Genomic DNA, 18963 nt, shown 5'->3' on the forward strand with positions numbered 1-18963 from the left:
AAACGTGGCGCGAACCGGGCGGCCGGGCCTGCCCGGGGAGCTGCCTTGCGGGCGACGGTCAGGCCGCCCCGCCCGCTCCCGCCGGCACGGCTTGAGCCCGCCGTCCCCCCGTGCTATGCTCGCATCTTGTCCCTGCCGCCATGGCGGGGACAAGCGCGCCGGTATGTCCCCGCGCCCGGGCCCCACCGTGCCGGCCGGTGACGCCCCTCCAGACTTGCCAAGGATCTTCCCGTGACCGCTGCCCCCTTCGTCCGCCCCGTCATCCGTCCCGATGCCGATATCCTCGCCCGGGTGCCCGGGCTCTGTCTGGGCCTGATGGCCCATGAAGTGGAGGTCGAGCCCAGCCGCCCCGACTGCCGGGACTATCTGGACAATGACCTCTCCCCCCGCCTGCTGGCCCGCATGGAGCAGGAGCCTCTGGCCCAATGGCCCAATCTGGGTCCTTCGCGCGCGGCCTGCAAGGCCTGCGGCAAGGACCCCGGCCGCTACCGCATCTCGTCCGAGGCCCTGTACCGCCGTCTGAAGCAGGGCAAGGGCCTCTACGCCATCAACAGCGTGGTGGACGCCAACAACGTCGCCTCGCTGGAGACGGGCTTTTCCCTGGGCAGCTACACGCTCACCAGCCTGCAGGGCGACATCGTCTTCCGCCGCGGCCAGGCGGGCGAGACGTACGAGGGTATCGGCAAGGGCGGACTCAATCTGGAACATCTGCCCCTGCTGGCCGATGCCCTGGGGCCCTTCGGCAGCCCCGTGAGCGATTCCACCCGCGCCCTGGTGGACGAGCGGACGCGCCTCTGCCTGACCGTGATCTACGGCTTTGACGGCAAGGCCCCCGTGGAGGCGGCCCTGCGCACCAGTGCCGTCCTTTTCGCCCGCTTCTGCCGCTGCCGTCCCCTCTGCGAGCCCTGGTGCGTCCAGGGCTGATGCCGGACGCCACGCGCGCGGCCCGGCGGCCGTGACCGCCCTGCCGCTCCGCCTTCCCTCCCACCGCCTGCCGGCGGGGCATCCGTCCCGGGTGCCCGCGACGCTTTCGAGGAGCATCCATGACCGATCTTTCCTGTTTCAAGGCCTATGACATCCGGGGCAAGGTCCCCGATCCCCTTTCCCCGCAACTGGCCTTTGCCCTGGGCCGGGCCGTGGCCGAACATTTTTCCGCCCGCCGCGTGGTGCTCGGCCACGACGCGCGCCTGAGCGGCCCCGTCCTGCACGCCGCCCTGGCCGCGGGCCTGCACGGGGCCGGGGCGCAGGTGGCCAGCCTGGGCATGTGCGGCACCGAAGAGATCTACGATGCCGCCGCCCGCCAGGACTTCGACGCCGGCATCATGATCACCGGCAGCCACAACCCGGCCGACGAAAACGGCTTCAAGCTGGTGCTGCGCGGCGCGCGGCCCGTGAGCGGCGATTCCGGCCTGCGCGACCTGCGCGGGCGCGTGGCGTCCCTGCTGGAAAGGGGCGCGGTCCTGCCCGCCGCCCAGGCGCCCGTGACGCCGGTCAGTTTCCGGCAGGACTATGCCCGCCGCATCCTGGACTACACCGGCGCGGCCGCCCAGAAGCCCCTCAGGATCGTGGCCGACGCGGGCAACGGCTGCGCCGGCCTGCTGCTCAGGGAGCTGGCCCCGCACCTGCCCCACGAGTTCATCTTCTGCCAGATGGAGCCCGACGGCAGCTTCCCCAACGGCGTGCCCAACCCCCTGCTGCCCGAAAAGCGCGCCGCCACCGCCCGCGCCGTGCGCGAGTACAAGGCCGACCTGGGCATCGCCTGGGACGGCGACTTCGACCGCTGTTTCTTCTACGACCACGAAGGCAACTTCATCGAAGGCTACTATCTGGTGGGCCTGCTGGCCTCCGAGCTGCTGCCCCGCTTCCCCGGCGCCAAGATCATCTACGACACGCGCGTCTACTGGAACACCCGCGAGCTCATCGAGGCGGGCGGCGGCATCCCGGTCATGGGCAAGACGGGCCACGCCTTCATGAAGGAGCGCATGCGCGCCGAGAATGCCGTCTATGGCGGCGAGATGAGCGCGCACCATTATTTCCGCGATTTCGCCTACTGCGATTCCGGCATGCTGCCCTGGCTGCTGGTCATCGCCGCCATGCAGCGCCGGGGCACGTCCCTGGCCGGACTGGTGCGCGAGCGCATGGACGCCTGGCCCTGCAGCGGCGAGATCAACCGCCGCGTGGCCGATGCCCCGGCCCTGATGCGCAGGATCCGCGACCGCTACGCCCCCGCGGCCACCCATGAGGACGCCATCGACGGCGTCAATCTGGAGTTCGACGACTGGCGCTTCAACCTGCGCATGTCCAATACCGAGCCCCTGCTGCGCCTCAACGTGGAAAGCCGCGCGGACAAGGCGCTGCTGGCCGCGAAGACCGCCGAGCTGCTGGCCCTCATCGACGCCGGTCTGTGAGTTCGGATGGATGCGGGGCGAGGGGCGGAGGGGCCCTTTTTGAAAAAAGGTCTCCCTCCTCCCCTCGCGCTCCCCTCCTCCTGCCAAAAACTTTTATCCAGGTCACCGGCAGGACAGGGAAGGAGCGACGGCGATCGCGCTGCTGCCGGTCCCCCGGCGATACGGGGAAAACGTCTGCCGGCCGCTTTCGGCCTGCGTGGCGGCACATAGATCCGACAGCAACATGGCGGCGCCCGTGAGGCAGCGACGGAGACCACCGGGCCGGACCGGAAGAAGGTTTTTTCGGGGCGGGGGAGGGGTTGAGAGGGGGGGGGCAGTTTTGCCCCCAAAACGCCCTTCCCCCTCTCAGGCCCCGTCGAAAGCAAACGAACCATAGGGGACCACGCCATGGAAAAAAGCAAGCTGGCCGCCGCCATGTTCATCGTGGGCAGCATCGGCCTCTTCGTCCATTACATCCCGCTGCCGCCGGCGGTCATCGCCTGCGCCCGGGCGGTCATCGGCACCTGCTTCCTGCTGCTGGTGCTGCGCCTGCAAAAAACGTCCCTGCACGGGCAGGCCATCCGCAGGAACGCCCTGCGTCTCCTGCTTTCCGGCGCGGCCCTGGGCTTCAACTGGATCTTCCTTTTCGAAGCCTACCGCCATACCGGCATCGCCGTGGCCACGCTCTGCTATTACATGGCCCCGGTCTTCGTCATCCTGCTCTCGCCCCTGGTGCTGGGCGAGCGCCTGACGCGCCGCAAGCTCGCCTGCACCCTGCTGGCCGTGCTGGGGGCCGTGTGCATCTCCGGCGTCCTCACCGGCGGCCGCCAGGACCCGCGCGGCATCGCCTTCGGCCTGGCCGCGGCCCTGCTCTACTGCGCCATCATCCTCATCAACAAGCGCCTGCACGGTCTGGACACGCTGGAGACCACCTTTTGCCAGCTCTGCACCGCCGCCCTGGTCATGCTGCCCTATGTGCTGCTGGGCGGCCACCTGCAGGGCCCGGCCCCCGCGCCGTCCACGCTCGTGCTGCTGCTGGTGGTGGGCATCGTCCATACCGGGCTGGTCTATATCCTGTTCTTTTCGGCCGTCGGCCGCCTCCCGGCCCAGACCTCGGCCATGCTCAGCTACATCGACCCCGTCACCGCCATCCTGCTGGCCACCTTCTTCCTGCATCAGCCCTTCGGCCCGGCCGAACTCTGCGGCACCGTCCTCATTCTGGGCGCCACCCTGGCCAACGAGCTGCCGGGAAAACCGATCTCTGCGTCACGCGTTTAATCTCAAGGAGAAACCATGTCTGGTCTACTGCATTCCCTATTGGGGACGAAACAATCAGAGCCGGAATTTGTCACAACGCACGGTATCGCGGCCCATCTTGAAACTATGTTTTATGACGCCAGGTCTTTCATCATCATTATTTCGCCGTATATCAGACTCAGTCTACGAATCCGTGACATCCTCGACGAAAAGAAAAAATCCGGCATTCCCATCACTATTGTCCATAAAGAACCTTTCACACCCGTTGACATCGCTTCTAAGCGATTTCAGCGCAGTAACCTGCATGCAAAATGTTTTCTCACGGAGCAGGCGGCGCTTATCGGCAGCATGAATTTGTACGATTACAGTCAAGTCAATAACGATGAACTTGGCATATATATTACTAAGGAAGATTTCCCAAATACATACGAAAAAATGTATGCTGAAGCAAACCGTCTATGCCGTAATTTTTTACTCCCAAAATCGAATCAAAAAGAAAACACCTCGAAATATACGGTACAGCTCGAGCGCGGTAAGCGTTACAGCCAGGAAGAAATGCGCAATCTATTTGCTTTTATGGATGATTATCCCCGTGGCATTCGCCCAACAAAAAATGGAAATGTGGTGTTATTTTCCAAAAGTCATAGTCGCTACACTAACTATGAAGAAAATGGAATTATTTACTATCAGGGACAAAATACGGGTCAAGGAATACAACAACTGATTTATGGAAATAAAAACTTATATGACTGTTTCAAAAATCCTCAATCTCGTATCTTCTTTTTTAAAGATGGCATCTTTTGTGGAGAAAAATATATTTGCCAAGAGCCCTATCAAGAAAATGGCAAATGGATATTCCCTTTAAAGGATAAACCATAAGTATTTCTGCTTGATCCTCTCCTTTTTTTGCTCCATTCTGCCCGCGCCCTTTACTGCCCGCGGCGGATCCTTATCTGTATGCTTTCTGGCGCATACGGCGTTGGCGGTATCACCAGGATCGTGAGTGTCATTGGCGGCGGTTTTTTGCACACGCGCCGCCCCAGTCATCTATCCCAAGGAGAATTCCCATGCAGGTCCTGCTCATCAACGGCAGCCCCCATCCCAAGGGCAGCACGGCTACGGCCCTGGCCGCTGTGGCCGAACGTCTGGAAACGGCCGGTATCGAGACCGTCAGCGTCCATGTGGGACACAAGGCCATCCGCGGCTGTATCGCCTGCGGCAAGTGCGCCCAGACCGGGCTGTGCGTCTTCGAGGACGATCCGGTCAACGAATGCGTGGAGCGTCTGCGCCGGGCCGACGGCCTGGTGGTGGGCTCGCCCGTCTACTACGCCGGCCCCAATGCCGGCCTCTGCGCGCTGCTGGACCGCATGTTCTTCATGAAGTCCGCGCCCTACGCCTTCAAGCCGGCGGCCGCCGTGGTCAGCTGTCGTCGCGGCGGGGCCAGCGCCTCCTTCGACCGCCTGAACAAGTATTTCACCATCGCCCGCATGCCCGTGGTCTCGTCCCAGTACTGGAACTCCATCCACGGCAACGATGCCTCCGAAGCCGTGCAGGACGCCGAAGGCCTGCAGATCATGCGCACCCTGGGCGACAACATGGCCTGGCTGCTGCGCTGCATCGAGGCCGGCCGCCAGGCGGGCATCACGCCGCCTGCCGTGGAGCCCTGGCAGCCCACCAACTTCATCCGCTAGGCTCAGGACCCATTACCGGGGCCATGTTTCTGGGGGATATCCCAGATACGCTGCCCCCGCACGAGGGAGCTCCTCCCCCGTACGAAAAACAGGCGTGTTTCCACCTGTGACGGCAACAGCTTCCTGCCGGGACATCACAGAGGGGCCCCGCCCCCGGGCGGCGTGCGCCGGACGACAGAAAAGGGAGACCCGCCGGGCCTCCCTTTTTTTGCGTCTTCCCCCGCAAGGCCGGTCCCCTTCGCCGGACGCGGGGACGGGCCGCGTCCCTGCCCGACAGACGCCCGTACTGCGGCAGCCCGCACTATGGCAGTCCGTGCTATGGCAGGCAGCCCGGACCACGGCACTCTGCCCAAGCAGGGCCAGGACGAAAACGCTGTTCCCCTGCCGGACCATGAAGGCCGGCACTCCGCCCGCGCAGGGCCGTGACCATTTCCCGTCGATTGCAGGGAATCCCCGTAGCGGCAGCCCGCCCGCGCCTGCGCGGGCGCGGGCGCCGCTACCAGTGCCTGCCCGCGGTCATGCCCAGAAAAAGGGCCGCGAAGCCCAGCACGGTCTGGGCGCCGATGTTGAACAGCAGCAGGACCGGACGGGTCTGGCCCAGGGCGAAGGAATCGAAGATCAGGGACGAGAAGGTGGTGAACGAACCCATGAAACCCACCAGCACGATCAGGCGCACGGTATCCGAAATGAGCAGGCGCACGGCGGCCAGTTCCCAGACCAGACCGAACAGGAAGCAGCCCAGCACGTTGACCGTGAAGGTCCCCAGCGGATACTGCCGCCCCACCAGACTGTTGGCCAGTTCCGACACGCCGTAGCGCGCCAGGGCCCCCGCGCCGCCCGCCAGAAAGAGCAGCCCGCAATTGCGCAATGTCGTCACATCCATGTCGTCTTCCTCCCGCTTCGTTCTGTGCGGCCGTGCAAGCACGCCCGGCCCGGTGCAGCTGCCCGCGCCCGCCCCTCCCTGCCTGTTCGTCCCGCCTGTTGTCCCGCGCATCTCCCGGACGTAGGAGTGGACGCCGAGGAGGACGCAGGCCTGCCTGGCGCCGCGGCCCCGGCAGCAGGTGGCACAGGACGGCGGCAGGGCACGGCGGCCCCGGGATGGCGGACCGGCACACAGGCCCGTGCGACGGTCCCCGTGCCCGGCGGGCTTTGCAATCCCGCCTTTCTGCCGTAGGCTGCGGGACGCGGGACGTTGCCCGGCGCAGGACGGTCCGCCGCCGCGCGCGGCAGGGGCGGGGACAGCCGCAGACGCGCAGGCGCCCCGGCCCGCCTGCCCTGAGTCCTGTCGTCCGCGTGCGGGGCGTCCCGCAACGTCTTTCCACACACTGCCGTCTGACCGGGAGGTCCCATGTTCCCATCGCTGCCCGGACGCCGCTGGTGGCATGTCCGCCGTTTCGAGGGCCTGCTGCTCTCCCTTGCCTGCATGTTTTTGCTGAATATCATTTTTCCCGGAAAAATCTACGGCGGCGCGGCACAGGCCTGTTACCTGCCCCTGCAGCTGCTGGCCGGCATCAACCTTTACGGCCGCCTGCGGCCGGGCTTCTGGGCGGCCTCCCTGACGGCCCTCGGCATCCTGGCCCTGCACCCCTTCCAGGCCCTGGCGCAGATGCCCCGCGCGCTCCAGCTCTGCCAGCTCATCCTGCACGGCCTGTTCTTCTGCATCGTCCTGCTGGAGCTGTTCAGCCAGCTCTACCGCGCCCAGACCCACCGCCTGCATCTGGATGCCCGCCAGACCCTCTGCGCGGGCCTTTGCGGCCTGCTGCTCATCGGCTACAGCGGCTTTTTCCTCTTCCTGCTGCTGGAAAGTTTCCAGCCCGGCTCCTTCCGGGGCCCCGACCCCGCCGGCGTGAGCCTGCAGGACCTGTTCTACTTCAGCTACATCAGCCTCATGACCATCGGCTACGGCGACATCACGCCCGTTTCCTGGGCGGCGCGCAACGCCACCGTGCTGGTGGCCCTGTCGGCCAACATCTATTCGCTGGTGGTCATCGCCTCCATCGTGGGCCGGACCTTCGCCAGCCGTCCCCCGGACAGGCCGGACCAGGACTGAGCCCGACTGCCCGAAGACGGATGGCCGCTCCCTGCCGGGAGCGGACAGGCGGCGCCCCGTGCGTCCTGACGGGCGGGCAGGCCGCCGCGCCCTCCCGGACGGACAGAGGCCGCGGATGCACGGGCCGGGCAGGCGGCAGCGCTCCGTGCCGCTCCGGCCGCTCGGGCCTTCCCGGTCCGGCACGGGCTGGGGACGGCTTTATCTACTTATTTAAATTGATATGTGATTGACCCGGTCCGGCACGGGCTGGGAGAAGCCTCCCGGCCCCACGACGGACGAAAACGGCACCGCGTGCCGGGGACAGGCGTCCCCCGGACGGCAGCCGGGGAGGGGGCCTTTCCCGCCTGTCCCTTCCCCGGCCCTTGTGCCGCGCCCGCTACACGCGGCGGCGGAACATCCAGACCGCCACGCAGACGCAGACCACGGTGATGGCGCAGATCTTGAGCAGGCTCACGGAAGCGGCCTCCACGGTGATGTCGCGCAGGAACACGCCCTGCACCAGGGTGGTGAAGTGGCGGATGGGATTGAGCTGGCTGCCGTGCTGCAGCACCAGCGGCATGTTGATGACCGGCGTCACGGCCCCGGAGAGCAGGATGCAGGGCACGCCTACGGTGAACGCGCCCAAAAAGGCCTGCTGCTGGGTGGACGAGAGCGAGGAGATCATGAGGCCGATGCCGCCAGCGGCCAGCGAGAAGATGAGGATGCCCGTATAGAGCAGCAGCACCGAGCCGGTGAAGGGCACGCCGAAGCCGAAGACCGAGACCAGCAGGAAGATGGTGCCGTGGGCCAGCCCCACCACGCAGCCGGGGATGAGCTTGGCCAGCGCGATCTCGGTGGGCGTGGCCGGCGAGACCAGCAGCTGGTCGAAGGTCCCGGCCTCGCGCTCGCGGGCCACGGAAAGGCCCGTCACCACCAGGCCCAGCATGAAGCTCAGCATGCCGATGAGGTTGGGCAGGAAAAACCACTGGAACTCAAAATTGGGGTTGAACCAGCTGCGCAGGCGGATGTCCAGGCTGCCGCCGCCCGTCAGGGCGGCCTGCCGCCCCAGGGGCGTCTGCGCGGCCACCTCGGCCAGCATGGTCTGCACATAGTAGGCCGCGATCTGGGCCGCGTTGGAGCGGCGGCCGTCCAGCAGCAGCTGCACGCTCACGGGCTCGCCGCGCTCCGCCCGGCGGGAGGATTCCGCGTCGAAGACCATGACGAACAGGGCCTTCTCCTGCTCGATGACCGGCCGTATCTCCTGCTGCCCGCGCAGGAAGAAGACCCTGCGGAAGGTGGGCGAACCTTCCAGACGGCGCACGATCTCGCGGCTCAGGGGGCCTTCGTCGTGATTGAGCACGGCCACGTCCACGTTGCGCACTTCCATGGTGGCGGCCCAGCCGAAGATGACGATCTGCATGAGCGGCGGCACGATGAGCAGCATGCGCGAGACCCTGTTGCAGAACAGGACCAGCAGCTCCTTGCGCACGATGGCGGCCATGCGCCGGACATTGGGCAAAAAGAGGGCGCGCGGCATCAGACATCCAGCCTTTTGACCAGTTTCTTGTAGACCAGCCCCAGCATGAGCAGGGCCAGCAGGCCCATGGCGCCCACGCAGGGCCAGAACAGCCCCCAGACGTCCCCGGTCAGGAAGAGCGTCCGCAGGCAGGTATTGAAGTAGCGGGCCGGCACCAGATGGGTGATGGCCTGCAGCACGGGCGGCATGCTGTCGATGTCGAAGACGAAGCCCGACAGCAGCAGGGCGGGCAAAAAGCCGGAAAAGAGCCCGGCCTCGGCGGCCTGCAGCTGGCTGCGCAGGCTGACGGAGATCAGCAGGCCCTGGCCCAGGGCGCAGAGCATGAAGACCGAGGAGATGAAGAGCAGCGCCCCCAGCGAGCCCCGGTAGGGCACGCCGAACAGGGTCACGGCGGCCAGCGCGCACAGGCCCATGCTGAACATGCCCATGCAGTAATAGGGGATGAGCTTGCCGAGCAGCATCTGCCAGCGGCTGACGGGCGTGGCCAGCATGGCCTCCATGGTGCCGCGTTCCCACTCGCGGGCGAAGACCAGCGAGGTCAGCAGGGTGCCGATGAGGGTCATGATGACCGTGATGGCCCCGGGCACCAGGAAGCGCTCGCTCTTGGCCGAGGGATTGTACCAGTAGCGTTCCTCGACGCCCAGCGCGGAGGCCTGCGGCACGCCGCCCGCCTGCCGGGCCGCCTGCCAGCGCAGGATCACGGCCTGGGAATAGCTCAGGATGAAGCGGGCCACATTGGGCTCGGTGCCGTCCACGATGAGCTGCACGTCCGCCGTCGCGCCCCGGTCCAGCTGGGCGTCGAAGAGCTGGCCCAGCACCAGTATGCCCTGCACCGAGGATTCGCGCATCAGGCGCTCGCCCTCGCGCATGTGGCCGATGGAGCGGATGACGAAGTGCGGCGAGTGGGCGAAGTCCGTCAGCAGGGCGCGCGAATGCTGGCCGCCGCTCTGGTTGAACACGGCCAGCTGCAGCACGCCCGCGTCCAGGGTGATGCCGTAACCGAAGAGCAGCAGGAACAGCAGGGGCAGCACCCCGGCCACCAGATAGGACGAGGGGTCCCGCACGATCTGCCGGAACTCCTTGCCCACCAGGGCCAGCAGCTGCCGCAGCCAGAGGCGGCGTGACAGGCCTTCTTCCATCAGTCTCCTCCCTCTCCGGGCCTGCCCCCTGCAGACGCCGGCTTTGCCGGTCCGCTCTTCCCGGTCCGCCGCTCCCCGCCGGACCGGCGACGTACCCGCAGCATGCCGCCCTGGCAGTCCGGGGCTTCCCGCCTGTCCGGCACGGGGATGGAGCCCTGTACCGCTCCCCTGCCGGCATACGGGGCGGGCGTCCGTCGCCTTGCCTCGCCCCGGGCAACAGTCCGTCCCCTACTGCGGGTGCTCGGCGTCGTAGCGCCGGATGCTGGCGATGAAGGCATCCTCCAGCGTGGGATCGTCGGGCACGCCCGCCATGCCCCGGCAGGAGGCCTTGAGTTCGTCCGGCGTGCCCATGCTGATCATGGCCCCGCGGTAGATGAGGGCCATGCGGTCGCAGTATTCGGCCTCTTCCATGAAATGCGTGGTCACCAGCACCGAGGCCCCGGCCTCGGTCATGGCCGTGATGTGCTTCCAGAAATCCCGGCGGGTACGCGCGTCCACGCCCGAGGTGGGTTCGTCCAGAAAGAGCACCGGCGGCTCGTGCAGGGTGGCGCACAGCAGGGCCAGGCGCTGCTTCTGCCCCAGTGGCAGGCTGCTGGTGCGGCTGTCCAGATAGTCCGTCAGCTCCAGGGCCCGGGCCAGCACGGGCAGCAGGGCCTCGCGGCGTTCAGGATCCAGGCCGTAGAGGTCGGCGCAGGTGCGGATGTTCTCGCGCACCGGGATGTCCAGATACAGGGAAAATTTCTGCGCCATGTAGCCCAGGCGCGAGCGCGCCGCGCTGCCCGCGCGCAACAGGTCCACGCCGTCCACGCTGCACCGGCCCGACGTGGGCCGCGACAGCCCGCAGAGCATGCGGAAGGTGGTGGACTTCCCGGCCCCGTTGGGCCCCAGCAGGCCGAAGATCTCGCCCGCGCGCACGCTGAAGCTGATGCGGTCCGCGGCCGTGAAACTGCCGAAACGCTTGGTCAGCTCCCGCGCCACGATGCGTTCCGGCGCCTCCGCCGCAGGCCGCGCGGCCTGCCCTCCGTCGGCCCGCCCCAGCCTGCCGTAAGGCGACGGCTCCTGATTGAGCCCGCCCACCATGTGCATGTAGGCGTCTTCCAGCCGCGCCGCCACAGGCTCGCCCCCGGCGGCGCGCACGGCCTCCGCCGTGACCGGCGGCGCGTCCCGCGCCAGCAGCACGCGGATGCGGCTGCCCTGCATCAGGGCGTCTTCCACGCCCGGCGCGCGCGTCCAGCGGGCCAGGGCCGCCTTGCTGCCCTCCCCGCCCGGCGGCACATGGAACACGCGCCCTTCCACCCGGGCCGTGAGGCCCCGGGGCGGCCCGTCATAGAGGATGCGTCCGCCGTCCAGCATGATGATGCCCGGACAGCGCGCGGCCTCGTCCAGATAGGCCGTGGACCAGATGACGGTCATGCCGTCGTCGCTCAGTTCGCTGACCATCCGCCACAGCTCCTGCCGCGACAAGGGGTCCACGCCCACGCCCGGCTCGTCCAGCAAAAGCACGCGCGGCGCGCCCAGCAGGGCGCAGGCGATGCCCAGTTTCTGCTTCATGCCGCCGGAGAGCCGCCCGGCCAGACGGCCGGTGAACGGCCCCAGCAAGGTGAAGGCCAGCAGGCGTTCGAACAGGGCCTCGCGCGCCTGCCCTTCCAGACCGCGCAGGCGGGCGTGCAGCTGCAGGTTGGCCATGACGGAAAGATCCTCATACAGGCCGAAGCGCTGCGGCATGTAGCCGATGCTGTTGGGCGCCGCGGCCGCCACCTCCCGTGCGGGACGGCCGAACAGCAGGGCCTGCCCCCGCGCCGGTTCCATGAGTCCGGCCAGCAGGCGCAGCAGGGTCGTCTTGCCCGCGCCGTCCGGCCCCACCAGACCGGTGATGCGCCCGGCCGGGATGCGGGCATCCAGGCCGCGCAGGGCCTCCACGGCCCCGAAACGCATGGCCAGACCACGCAGCTCCACGGCACAGTCGTCCCGTGCCGCGGCCTCTCCCCGCGCCGCCCGGGAAGCGACGGGCTCCCGGCCCGTGCCTCCGCTCCCGCCGGCCTTTGCACTGGCGTCAAGGCCTGCGGCCACGCTCGCGTCCCCGCTCCTGTCCGTGCCCATGTCCGTGTTCATGGCCGGGCATGCGGCAAGCCCGTCGCGCGTCTCCCCGCCCGCGGGCAGGGCGGCCTTCCCGTCCGCTCCCCCGCCGGCCGGACGCCGCCGGGCGGGCCGGAAGGGCATCACGGCTCCACCAGGGTCACGGTCACGGGCATGCCCTGGCGCATGACATTGTCCGGGTCCTCCACCTGCACCCGCAGACGGTAGACCAGCGAGGTGCGCACCTCCATGGTCTCCACGCTCTTGGGCGTGAATTCCGCCGCCGGCGACACGAAACCCACGCGCCCGGGGAATTCCCTGCCCGGCGCCGCGTCCACGCGCACCCGCACGGCCATGCCCGGCTTGATGCGCCCCAGCTGCGGCTCGTCCACATAGACGCGCAGCCAGACCGGATCCACCAGGCTCAGGGTATAGACCGTCTGACCGGCCTGCACGATGGCCCCGGCCTCGCGGGCGCGGGTCAGCACGATGCCGTCCTGCGGCGCCACCAGCAGGGCGTCGCGCAGCCTGATCTCCGCCAGCTCCAGAGCGGCGGCGGCCGCTTCCACGGCGGCCCGCTGGGCCAGGACGTCCTCCTCGCGGTAGCCGGAGGCCAGCATGTCCAGCTGCTCCTGCGCCGAACGCAGCTCCGCCCGGGCCGAACGGTCCGAGCTGCGGGCATTGTCCAGCTCCTTCTGGGAAATGGCGTTGCGCGCCCGCATGGCGCTGACCCGGTTCAAATTGATGGCCGCGTTGTCGGCCACGGCCCTGGCCCGGGCCACGGCCGCGCGGGCCTGCTCCACTTCCTCGCTGCGGTAGCCCCGCTCCAGGCGCAGCAGCTGGGCCTTCTGGCCCGCCAGCTGGGCCGAGGCCTGATCCCGCTGCTGGCGCAGCAGGTCGTCGTCCAGCCGGGCCAGCTCCTGCCCGGCGCGCACGCTGTCGCCCTCGTCCACCAGCACGCCGGCGATGCGCCCGTCCACACGAAAGGCCACGTCCACCTGCCTGATCTCCACATTGCCGTAGAGCACCAGCCCGCCCTGGGCCGTATCCCCAAAAAGATACCAGCCCAGCCCCGCAGCCGCCACCAGGAACAGCACCACCGCCAGGATCTTTTGCCGCATGATGTCTCTCCCGTCAGGCGCTATCCCTGCTTCTCAAAAGGATTCTTCAGTTCTTCCGCCGGGGCCGTCTTCCTGCCCAGCCTGGCGCGCAGGATCTCGATGACCACGGGCAGGACGGAAATGATGATGATCAGGTAGACGATGATGCTGAAATTCTGGCGCACCCATTCCAGGTTGCCCAGGAAGTAGCCGGCCGAGACCAGGCCGCCCACCCAGAGGACGCAGCCCGTGATGTTGAAGAGGAAGAAGCGGTGCGGGCACATGAGGGCGATGCCAGCCACGAAGGGGGCGAAAGTGCGCACGATGGGGATGAAGCGGGCCAGGATGATGGCCTTGCCGCCGTGCTTCTCGTAGAAGTGGTGCGCCTTGAGCAGATGTTCCTTCTTGATGAGGCGGGAATCCCGCTGGAAGATGGCGGGCCCCACATGACGGCCGATGAGGTAGTTCACGGCGTCGCCCAGGATGCCCGCGCCCAGCAGCACCAGCAGGACGTGGCCGTAGCCCATGAGCCCGGCCCCGGCCACCACGCCGGAGGCGAAGAGCAGGGAATCCCCCGGCAGGAAGGGCGTGACCACGAGGCCGGTCTCGCAAAAGACGATCAGGAAGAGGATGGCATAGATCCACAGCCCGTACTGCTCCACCAGCTCGAAGAGATGGGCGTCGATATGCAGGATGAAGTCCACCAGATAGGTCAGAAATTCCATGTACACCTCGGCATCGGAGTTGACAGAAAGCCTTTTCCTTGTATCCCAGCCATGCCTGTGGCACAACACCTGCAGACGCCCCGCGCCCCGCGCGCCCCGGCGGCACGACACCTTTTTCCCGTCCGTGAGGTCCCATGCCCGCCCGTTCCGTCCTCATCGCGGCCCTGCTCTGCCTGGCCTGCCTCCTGCCTGTCCCGGCCGCGGCCGAAAACGGCTACAATCCCGGTTTCCGCACCCTGGGCTTCTGGCAGCAGGAGAGCGGCATCCGCGTGGATGTCAATGTCTGGTATCCGTCCGTGCGTGCGCCCCGCTCCCTATCCTACGCGCCCTGGACCATCCGCGGCGCGCGCAACGGCAAGCCGGTGGACGGACGTTTCCCGCTGATCCTGCTCTCGCACCCCTCGTCGGGGACGCGCTTTTCCTTCCACAATACGGCGGCGGCCCTGGCGGCGCGCGGCTTCGTGGTGGCCGCGCCCACCCATCCCCGCGACTGCATGGAAAACATGGACCATCTTTTCCTCTGGGGCCAGCTCAAGGACCGCGCCCTGGAGCTTTCGGCCACCATCGACCTGCTGCTGGCCAACAAGGATATCGGGCCCAGCATCGACCCCAGCCGCATCGGCGTGCTGGGTTTCGGCAGCGGAGCCACGGCCGCCCTCCTGCTGGGCGGCGCCCTGCCCGACTGCTCCGGCTGGGTGGACTACTGCCGCAAGGCCCCTCTGGACGACGCCTACTGCTATGACCAGCCCCGCGCCCGGGTGGACAGCATGTGCGGCTATTTCCCCCTGGATCCCCGCAGCCTGACGGACCCCCGGATCAAGGCCATCGCCGCCGTGGGCCCCACCTTCGGCATGCTTTTCAGCCGCCAGGGCCTGGCCGGCCTGCAGCCGCATCTGCTGCTGGTCGGCCTGGGCCATGACGATCTGAGCATCCCCGCCCTGCATGCGGACGCCCTGTACGAACGCATGGACAGAAAACCGGCCCGCCTGCTTCTGGAAAAAGCGGACATGTCCCTGCTCATGGCGCCCTGCCCGCCCAGCCTGGCCAACGAGCTGCCCGAGATGTGCCATGACGAAATGGATCCCCTGCGCCAGCAGCTTTTCGGGCAGCTGACCCGCCGGCTGTCCGCCTTCTTCCTGCAATGGCTGGGCACCCAGACCAGCCCGGGGGGCTTCTTCTCCCTCGGCGACGCCGAATGAGCCCCGGCTTGACAAGGCCCGCCCTTCTTCCTAGGAAGGAACATCATCCCCTGTACCAAGGATAACGGCATGCGCCATCTCCCGTCCTTGCTGGCCTATCTCCTGCTGGCCCTGGCCGCCCTGGCCTGCGCCTGGCCCACGCTGTACGGCGGGGGCCTTTTCCGCGCCGCCGCGGACCAGGCCCCCGCGCCTGCCGCAGGCCCCCTGACCGGTCACGCCCTGCCCGAAGGCTGGACAGGCATGCCCGCCGGGGCCCGCTCCACCTATCTGGGCATCCACGGCGGCACCGTGCCGGTGAGCCTGCTGGTGAGCCGCGACGGCATGTCGCTGGTGTCCTTCGTGGGCCAGACCGGCAATGACTTCCTGGAATTGCTGCGCCGCGCCGACGTGCGCCTGCCCTCGCTGCTCAACAGCACCCGGGGCAGCAGCCACGGCGGCAGCATGCTCCTGGCCGGACGCGCACAGAGCAGCATGCCCGTGCTCTATGTCCTGGGCGACCGGCTGGCCGCCATGTCGCAGGGCATCCAGGGCCTGCAGCCTTTCGGCCTTTCCGACAAGCCCCTGTCCATCGAGGGGCACATCTCCCTGCCGCAGCGCCGTCTCCCCGCGGCGCAGACCTATCGCCTGCATATCGATCCCCGCTATCTTGAACCGCGCTCCTGAACGACAGCGCAGCGCGCCGGTCCTGCCTGTCGCCCGACAGCGCCGCCGCGCAGCACCGGGCCAGATCGGACCTGGGCGGACCGGGCGCGCCGGACCGGATGGGACCGGGTGGGACCGGGACGAGACGGCGGCGGAGGCCCGCACCGCGCACTGCCGCCCTGCCAAAGCGGGCCGCCCGGACTGCCGGGGCGGCTCTGGCAACTCCTGCGGACAGCGCTGCAGCCGGTCACTGCGCACGGCGCTGCGGGCGGCTTCTGCGGGCGGTCTGCTGCGGGGATCCTGCGGACGGCACCACGGGTGGCGGCTGCGGGCCGATGCGCCTGTCCGGCTCGCGCGCCGCCGGATGGGGTCCCCGTGCCCTGTGCCGCCATCTGCGGATGGCCCCCGGCCGGGGGGCCGGCCTGACCGGGACTGCGCCCGCTCGCGGTCGGAACACCGCTCCTGAATGACGTCCCGGGCAGGCGAAGCTTGTCCCATGACCATGCGGCCGATTTATTGCATTTCGATATCTATTAACTTATATTAGGGCGCAAACAGGAGTTTCCCGTGAATATCCGCGAAAAACGCACTTCCATCAGCCAGTTTGCTGCGGCGCTGCGGCAGCAGCCCCGGCACAGCAGGCGTGACCTGCTGATTGCTGATACGCTGGATTCCCTGTGCCGCCACTGCGACCTCTATGATGCCGCCCGTGTCAGCAGCAATCCCTTCCATCCCGAACTGCTGCAGGCCGTCCTGGACGACGACCTCTCTCCCGACGCCCTGTTCGCCCTGTTCGAATGCCTGGCGGTACTGGTCCGGCTGCGCAAGCGCGCCCATCCCGCCGTCCCTCTGGACGAAGCGGAAGAGAACCTGCTCCAGCATTTCGAGAGCAGCGGCCAGTGGTTGCCCGACGATCCCACCATGGTCTCGCACTGGTACTGGCATGCCGCGGACTGCGCCACGCAGGACAACTGAGCCGACCTTCCCGTAACCACAACGCGCCCGCCCGGAAGCGATCCGGGCGGGCGTTTTTTTCAGCTCCGTGGCGGGCCTGCCCCGTACGGCGCGGCCCGCCGGACGATCCGCGCGCCCTGCGCACGCCGGAGCGCGGGCCCTGCCGTACGCCGGGCCGCAGGCATGAAAAAAGCCCGCCGAAGCGGGCTTTTTCAGTTGGTTCCAGAGGCGGCGGCCGTTACAGCACGCGCCCGATGAGGTAGAAGCAGACCGTACCGGCCACCAGACAGTAGAGGATGAAGGGCCAGATGGTACGGCGCAGGATGATGCCTTCCTTGCCGATCATGCCCAGCACGGCGCACACGGCCACGATGTTGTGGATGCAGATCATGTTGCCGGCAGCGCCGCCCACGCCCTGGGCAGCCACGATGATGTACTTGCCGAGAGCGGGATAGTCCAGCAGCCCGCCCATATCCCACTGGAAGTTGGCGAAGAGCATGTCGGACACGGTGCAGGAACCGGTGATGAAGGCGCCCAGACCGCCCACGAAAGCGGCCAGCATGGGCCAGGCGGAACCGGTCACGTCGGAGGCGAACAGGGCCATGGCCATGGGCATGGAGGGCAGGGCCGCGCCGTCGGGACCGGCGGTGTTGACGCCGGAACCGCGCAGGATGGAGACCAGGGCCACAGCGGCCACCAGGGCGATGGTGGGAGCGGTCATCTTTTCCAGGGCGGTGCCCCAGGCCTGGCGGATCTTTTCACCGTTCATCCTGTGCAGGCCGATGGTGATGATGGAGACCAGGATGAAGGGGATGGTGCCGGGCAGGTTGAGCAGGGCCAGCTTGGAGGTGACGCCCTGGTACCCCAGGATGTTGGCCCAGCCCACGCTGAACATGGGATCGGTGACGATGGGCTTCAGATGGAAGGCGGGCACACGGGTCAGCACCAGGAGCAGGCCGCACAGCACATAGGGCAGCCAGGCCATGGTCTGGCTCATGTGTTCCTTGTATTCGGTGGCGGCGCTGGCTTCGATGGAGCCGGTCCATTCAGCGTCCCAGGCATCCCTGCGGTCGAAGTCCCACACGCCGTCCTTGGGCACGCAGAAGCCCTTCTGGGTCAGCCACACCAGAGCGCCCAGGCCCAGCAGGCCGCCGACCATGGAGGGCAGTTCGGGACCCACCAGCCAGGCCAGGATCAGGTAGGGCACCAGGAAGCAGGCGGAAGCCATAAGGCAGAACTTCCAGGCGCGGAAGCCTTCCATCCAGGACTTGTTCTTGCCGAAGAAGCGGGTCATGAAGCCCAGCATGAAGATGGGCAGGATGATGCCCATGGGGAAATGCATCAGGGTGACGTATTCGCCGATGGTCTTGTAGGCCATGGCGGGGTCGGAGAAGTTCAGGGCCTGCATGGCCACGCCTTCGATGGATTTGAAGCCCTGAAGCACGGGCGTGCCCACAGCGCCAAAGGTCACGGGCACGCTGTTGAAGGCCAGACAGATGACGGCGGCGCACAGGGGCGGGAAGCCCAGGCCCAGCAGCAGGGGAGCAGCCAGGGCGGCAGGCGTGCCGAAACCGGCGGCGCCTTCGATGAAGGCGGCGAACATGAAGCCGATGATGATGGCCTGCAGGCGTTTGTCGGGGCTGATCCGCTTCATGCCGGCCTGGATGGTCTCCATGGCGCCGCTGTACTGCATGGTGTAGTAGATCAGCAACGCGCCGAACACGATGATCAGAACGCCCACTGCCGTGATGGTGCCTTCGATGGAAAGCGCCACCAGACGCATGGGCTCCTGTCCCCAGAAGGCGAAGGCCAGCACCACACCCGCCAGCCAGGCGATGGGCATGGCGCGGGTGGAGGGCCAGCGCAGGCCGGCCATGAGGATCAGGGCAATCAGGATCGGGATGAAGGCAAGAAATGCCAGAAGACCGATGGACATGAGACCTCCTCTGCAAGTGTCCAGGTTAACAGCGTCCCGGCCGCATTTTTCGCACCACACGCAGCCGTGACATTCCTCAAGCCGACGGCATGTGAACATGCCGCATGACGGTCGTGACCTTGCCGTATCGCGTGCCTTTTTCCGGCGCTCCCTGCGGGTTCGCCAGGAAAACGGCGCAATGCGGCATTTTCGGACAGAGCAGCGGCCTTCCTCAAAACCGCCCCGTTGCCGGTCCCTGCCCGGAAATCTTCGCCCTTCGGGCCGCGGCCGGGGCGCCTGCGGCGGCGCCCG

The 18963-nt window shown here is 67.5% G+C and carries 17 protein-coding genes; 10 read left to right on the forward strand and 7 right to left on the reverse strand.

What is annotated here, in order from left to right; all coding sequences use genetic code 11:
* The first annotated feature begins 231 nt into the window (after positions 1–231).
* From Q1X76_RS07880 to Q1X76_RS07900, 5 genes are all read left to right on the forward strand, one after another.
* Positions 232–924: a phenylalanine--tRNA ligase beta subunit-related protein gene (locus Q1X76_RS07880; protein ID WP_300719126.1), complete on the forward strand. Its 693-nt coding sequence runs from the start codon at positions 232–234 to the stop codon at positions 922–924.
* A 119-nt stretch (positions 925–1043) separates the two neighbouring features.
* The gene (locus Q1X76_RS07885) at positions 1044–2408 is read left to right on the forward strand and encodes a phosphomannomutase (RefSeq protein ID WP_300719127.1); all 1365 of its coding nucleotides are present in this window, start codon (positions 1044–1046) and stop codon (positions 2406–2408) included.
* Between the two features lie 387 nt (positions 2409–2795).
* Positions 2796–3665 (forward strand): DMT family transporter, encoded by an 870-nt coding sequence (locus Q1X76_RS07890; protein ID WP_300719128.1) that lies wholly within the window; start codon positions 2796–2798, stop codon positions 3663–3665.
* Between the two features lie 15 nt (positions 3666–3680).
* Positions 3681–4523 (forward strand): hypothetical protein, encoded by an 843-nt coding sequence (locus tag Q1X76_RS07895; RefSeq protein WP_300719129.1) that lies wholly within the window; start codon positions 3681–3683, stop codon positions 4521–4523.
* Positions 4524–4711: 188 nt separating this feature from the next.
* Entirely contained in the window at positions 4712–5335 is a 624-nt protein-coding gene (locus tag Q1X76_RS07900; RefSeq protein ID WP_300719130.1) for a flavodoxin family protein, read from the forward strand.
* A gap of 496 nt (positions 5336–5831) precedes the next feature.
* Here Q1X76_RS07900 and Q1X76_RS07905 read toward each other — a convergent pair whose 3' ends face one another.
* Entirely contained in the window at positions 5832–6218 is a 387-nt protein-coding gene (locus Q1X76_RS07905; RefSeq protein ID WP_300719131.1) for a CrcB family protein, read from the reverse strand.
* Between the two features lie 465 nt (positions 6219–6683).
* Here Q1X76_RS07905 and Q1X76_RS07910 point away from each other — a divergent pair, with 465 nt between their 5' ends.
* Positions 6684–7385, forward strand: a complete 702-nt coding sequence (locus Q1X76_RS07910; RefSeq protein ID WP_300719132.1) for a potassium channel family protein — start codon at positions 6684–6686, stop codon at positions 7383–7385.
* A 376-nt stretch (positions 7386–7761) separates the two neighbouring features.
* Here Q1X76_RS07910 and Q1X76_RS07915 read toward each other — a convergent pair whose 3' ends face one another.
* The 5 genes from Q1X76_RS07915 to Q1X76_RS07935 form a co-directional block, all read right to left on the reverse strand.
* Positions 7762–8901 (reverse strand): ABC transporter permease, encoded by a 1140-nt coding sequence (locus tag Q1X76_RS07915; protein WP_300719133.1) that lies wholly within the window; start codon positions 8899–8901, stop codon positions 7762–7764.
* A complete protein-coding gene (locus tag Q1X76_RS07920) occupies positions 8901–10040 on the reverse strand; it encodes an ABC transporter permease (RefSeq protein ID WP_300719134.1) in 1140 nt (379 codons plus the stop codon). Before Q1X76_RS07920 ends, Q1X76_RS07915 begins: the two co-directional genes overlap by 1 nt.
* A gap of 228 nt (positions 10041–10268) precedes the next feature.
* Positions 10269–12152 (reverse strand): ATP-binding cassette domain-containing protein, encoded by a 1884-nt coding sequence (locus tag Q1X76_RS07925; protein WP_300719135.1) that lies wholly within the window; start codon positions 12150–12152, stop codon positions 10269–10271.
* A 107-nt stretch (positions 12153–12259) separates the two neighbouring features.
* The gene (locus Q1X76_RS07930) at positions 12260–13237 is read right to left on the reverse strand and encodes an efflux RND transporter periplasmic adaptor subunit (protein ID WP_300719136.1); all 978 of its coding nucleotides are present in this window, start codon (positions 13235–13237) and stop codon (positions 12260–12262) included.
* 20 nt (positions 13238–13257) lie between these two features.
* Positions 13258–13941 carry a DedA family protein gene (locus Q1X76_RS07935; RefSeq protein WP_300719137.1) on the reverse strand — a complete coding sequence of 228 codons (684 nt, stop codon included), beginning with the start codon at positions 13939–13941 and terminating at the stop codon, positions 13258–13260.
* Positions 13942–14075: 134 nt separating this feature from the next.
* Between Q1X76_RS07935 and Q1X76_RS07940 the strand changes: the two genes are divergently transcribed.
* From Q1X76_RS07940 to Q1X76_RS07950, 3 genes are all read left to right on the forward strand, one after another.
* Positions 14076–15140, forward strand: coding sequence for a hypothetical protein (locus Q1X76_RS07940; protein WP_300719138.1), 1065 nt, complete (start codon positions 14076–14078; stop codon positions 15138–15140).
* Positions 15141–15209: 69 nt separating this feature from the next.
* Entirely contained in the window at positions 15210–15803 is a 594-nt protein-coding gene (locus Q1X76_RS07945; protein WP_300719139.1) for a hypothetical protein, read from the forward strand.
* A 546-nt stretch (positions 15804–16349) separates the two neighbouring features.
* A complete protein-coding gene (locus tag Q1X76_RS07950) occupies positions 16350–16757 on the forward strand; it encodes a hypothetical protein (protein ID WP_300719140.1) in 408 nt (135 codons plus the stop codon).
* Positions 16758–16974: 217 nt separating this feature from the next.
* On the opposite strand, the gene Q1X76_RS07955 is transcribed toward Q1X76_RS07950, so the two are convergent.
* The gene (locus tag Q1X76_RS07955) at positions 16975–18672 is read right to left on the reverse strand and encodes an L-lactate permease (RefSeq protein WP_300719141.1); all 1698 of its coding nucleotides are present in this window, start codon (positions 18670–18672) and stop codon (positions 16975–16977) included.
* Between the two features lie 104 nt (positions 18673–18776).
* Between Q1X76_RS07955 and Q1X76_RS07960 the strand changes: the two genes are divergently transcribed.
* A partial coding sequence (locus Q1X76_RS07960; protein WP_300719142.1) for a hypothetical protein occupies positions 18777–18963 on the forward strand: 187 nt, incomplete at its 3' end.

The sequence above is a fragment of the uncultured Desulfovibrio sp. genome, assembly GCF_949282365.1.
GTDB lineage: Bacteria > Desulfobacterota > Desulfovibrionia > Desulfovibrionales > Desulfovibrionaceae > Desulfovibrio.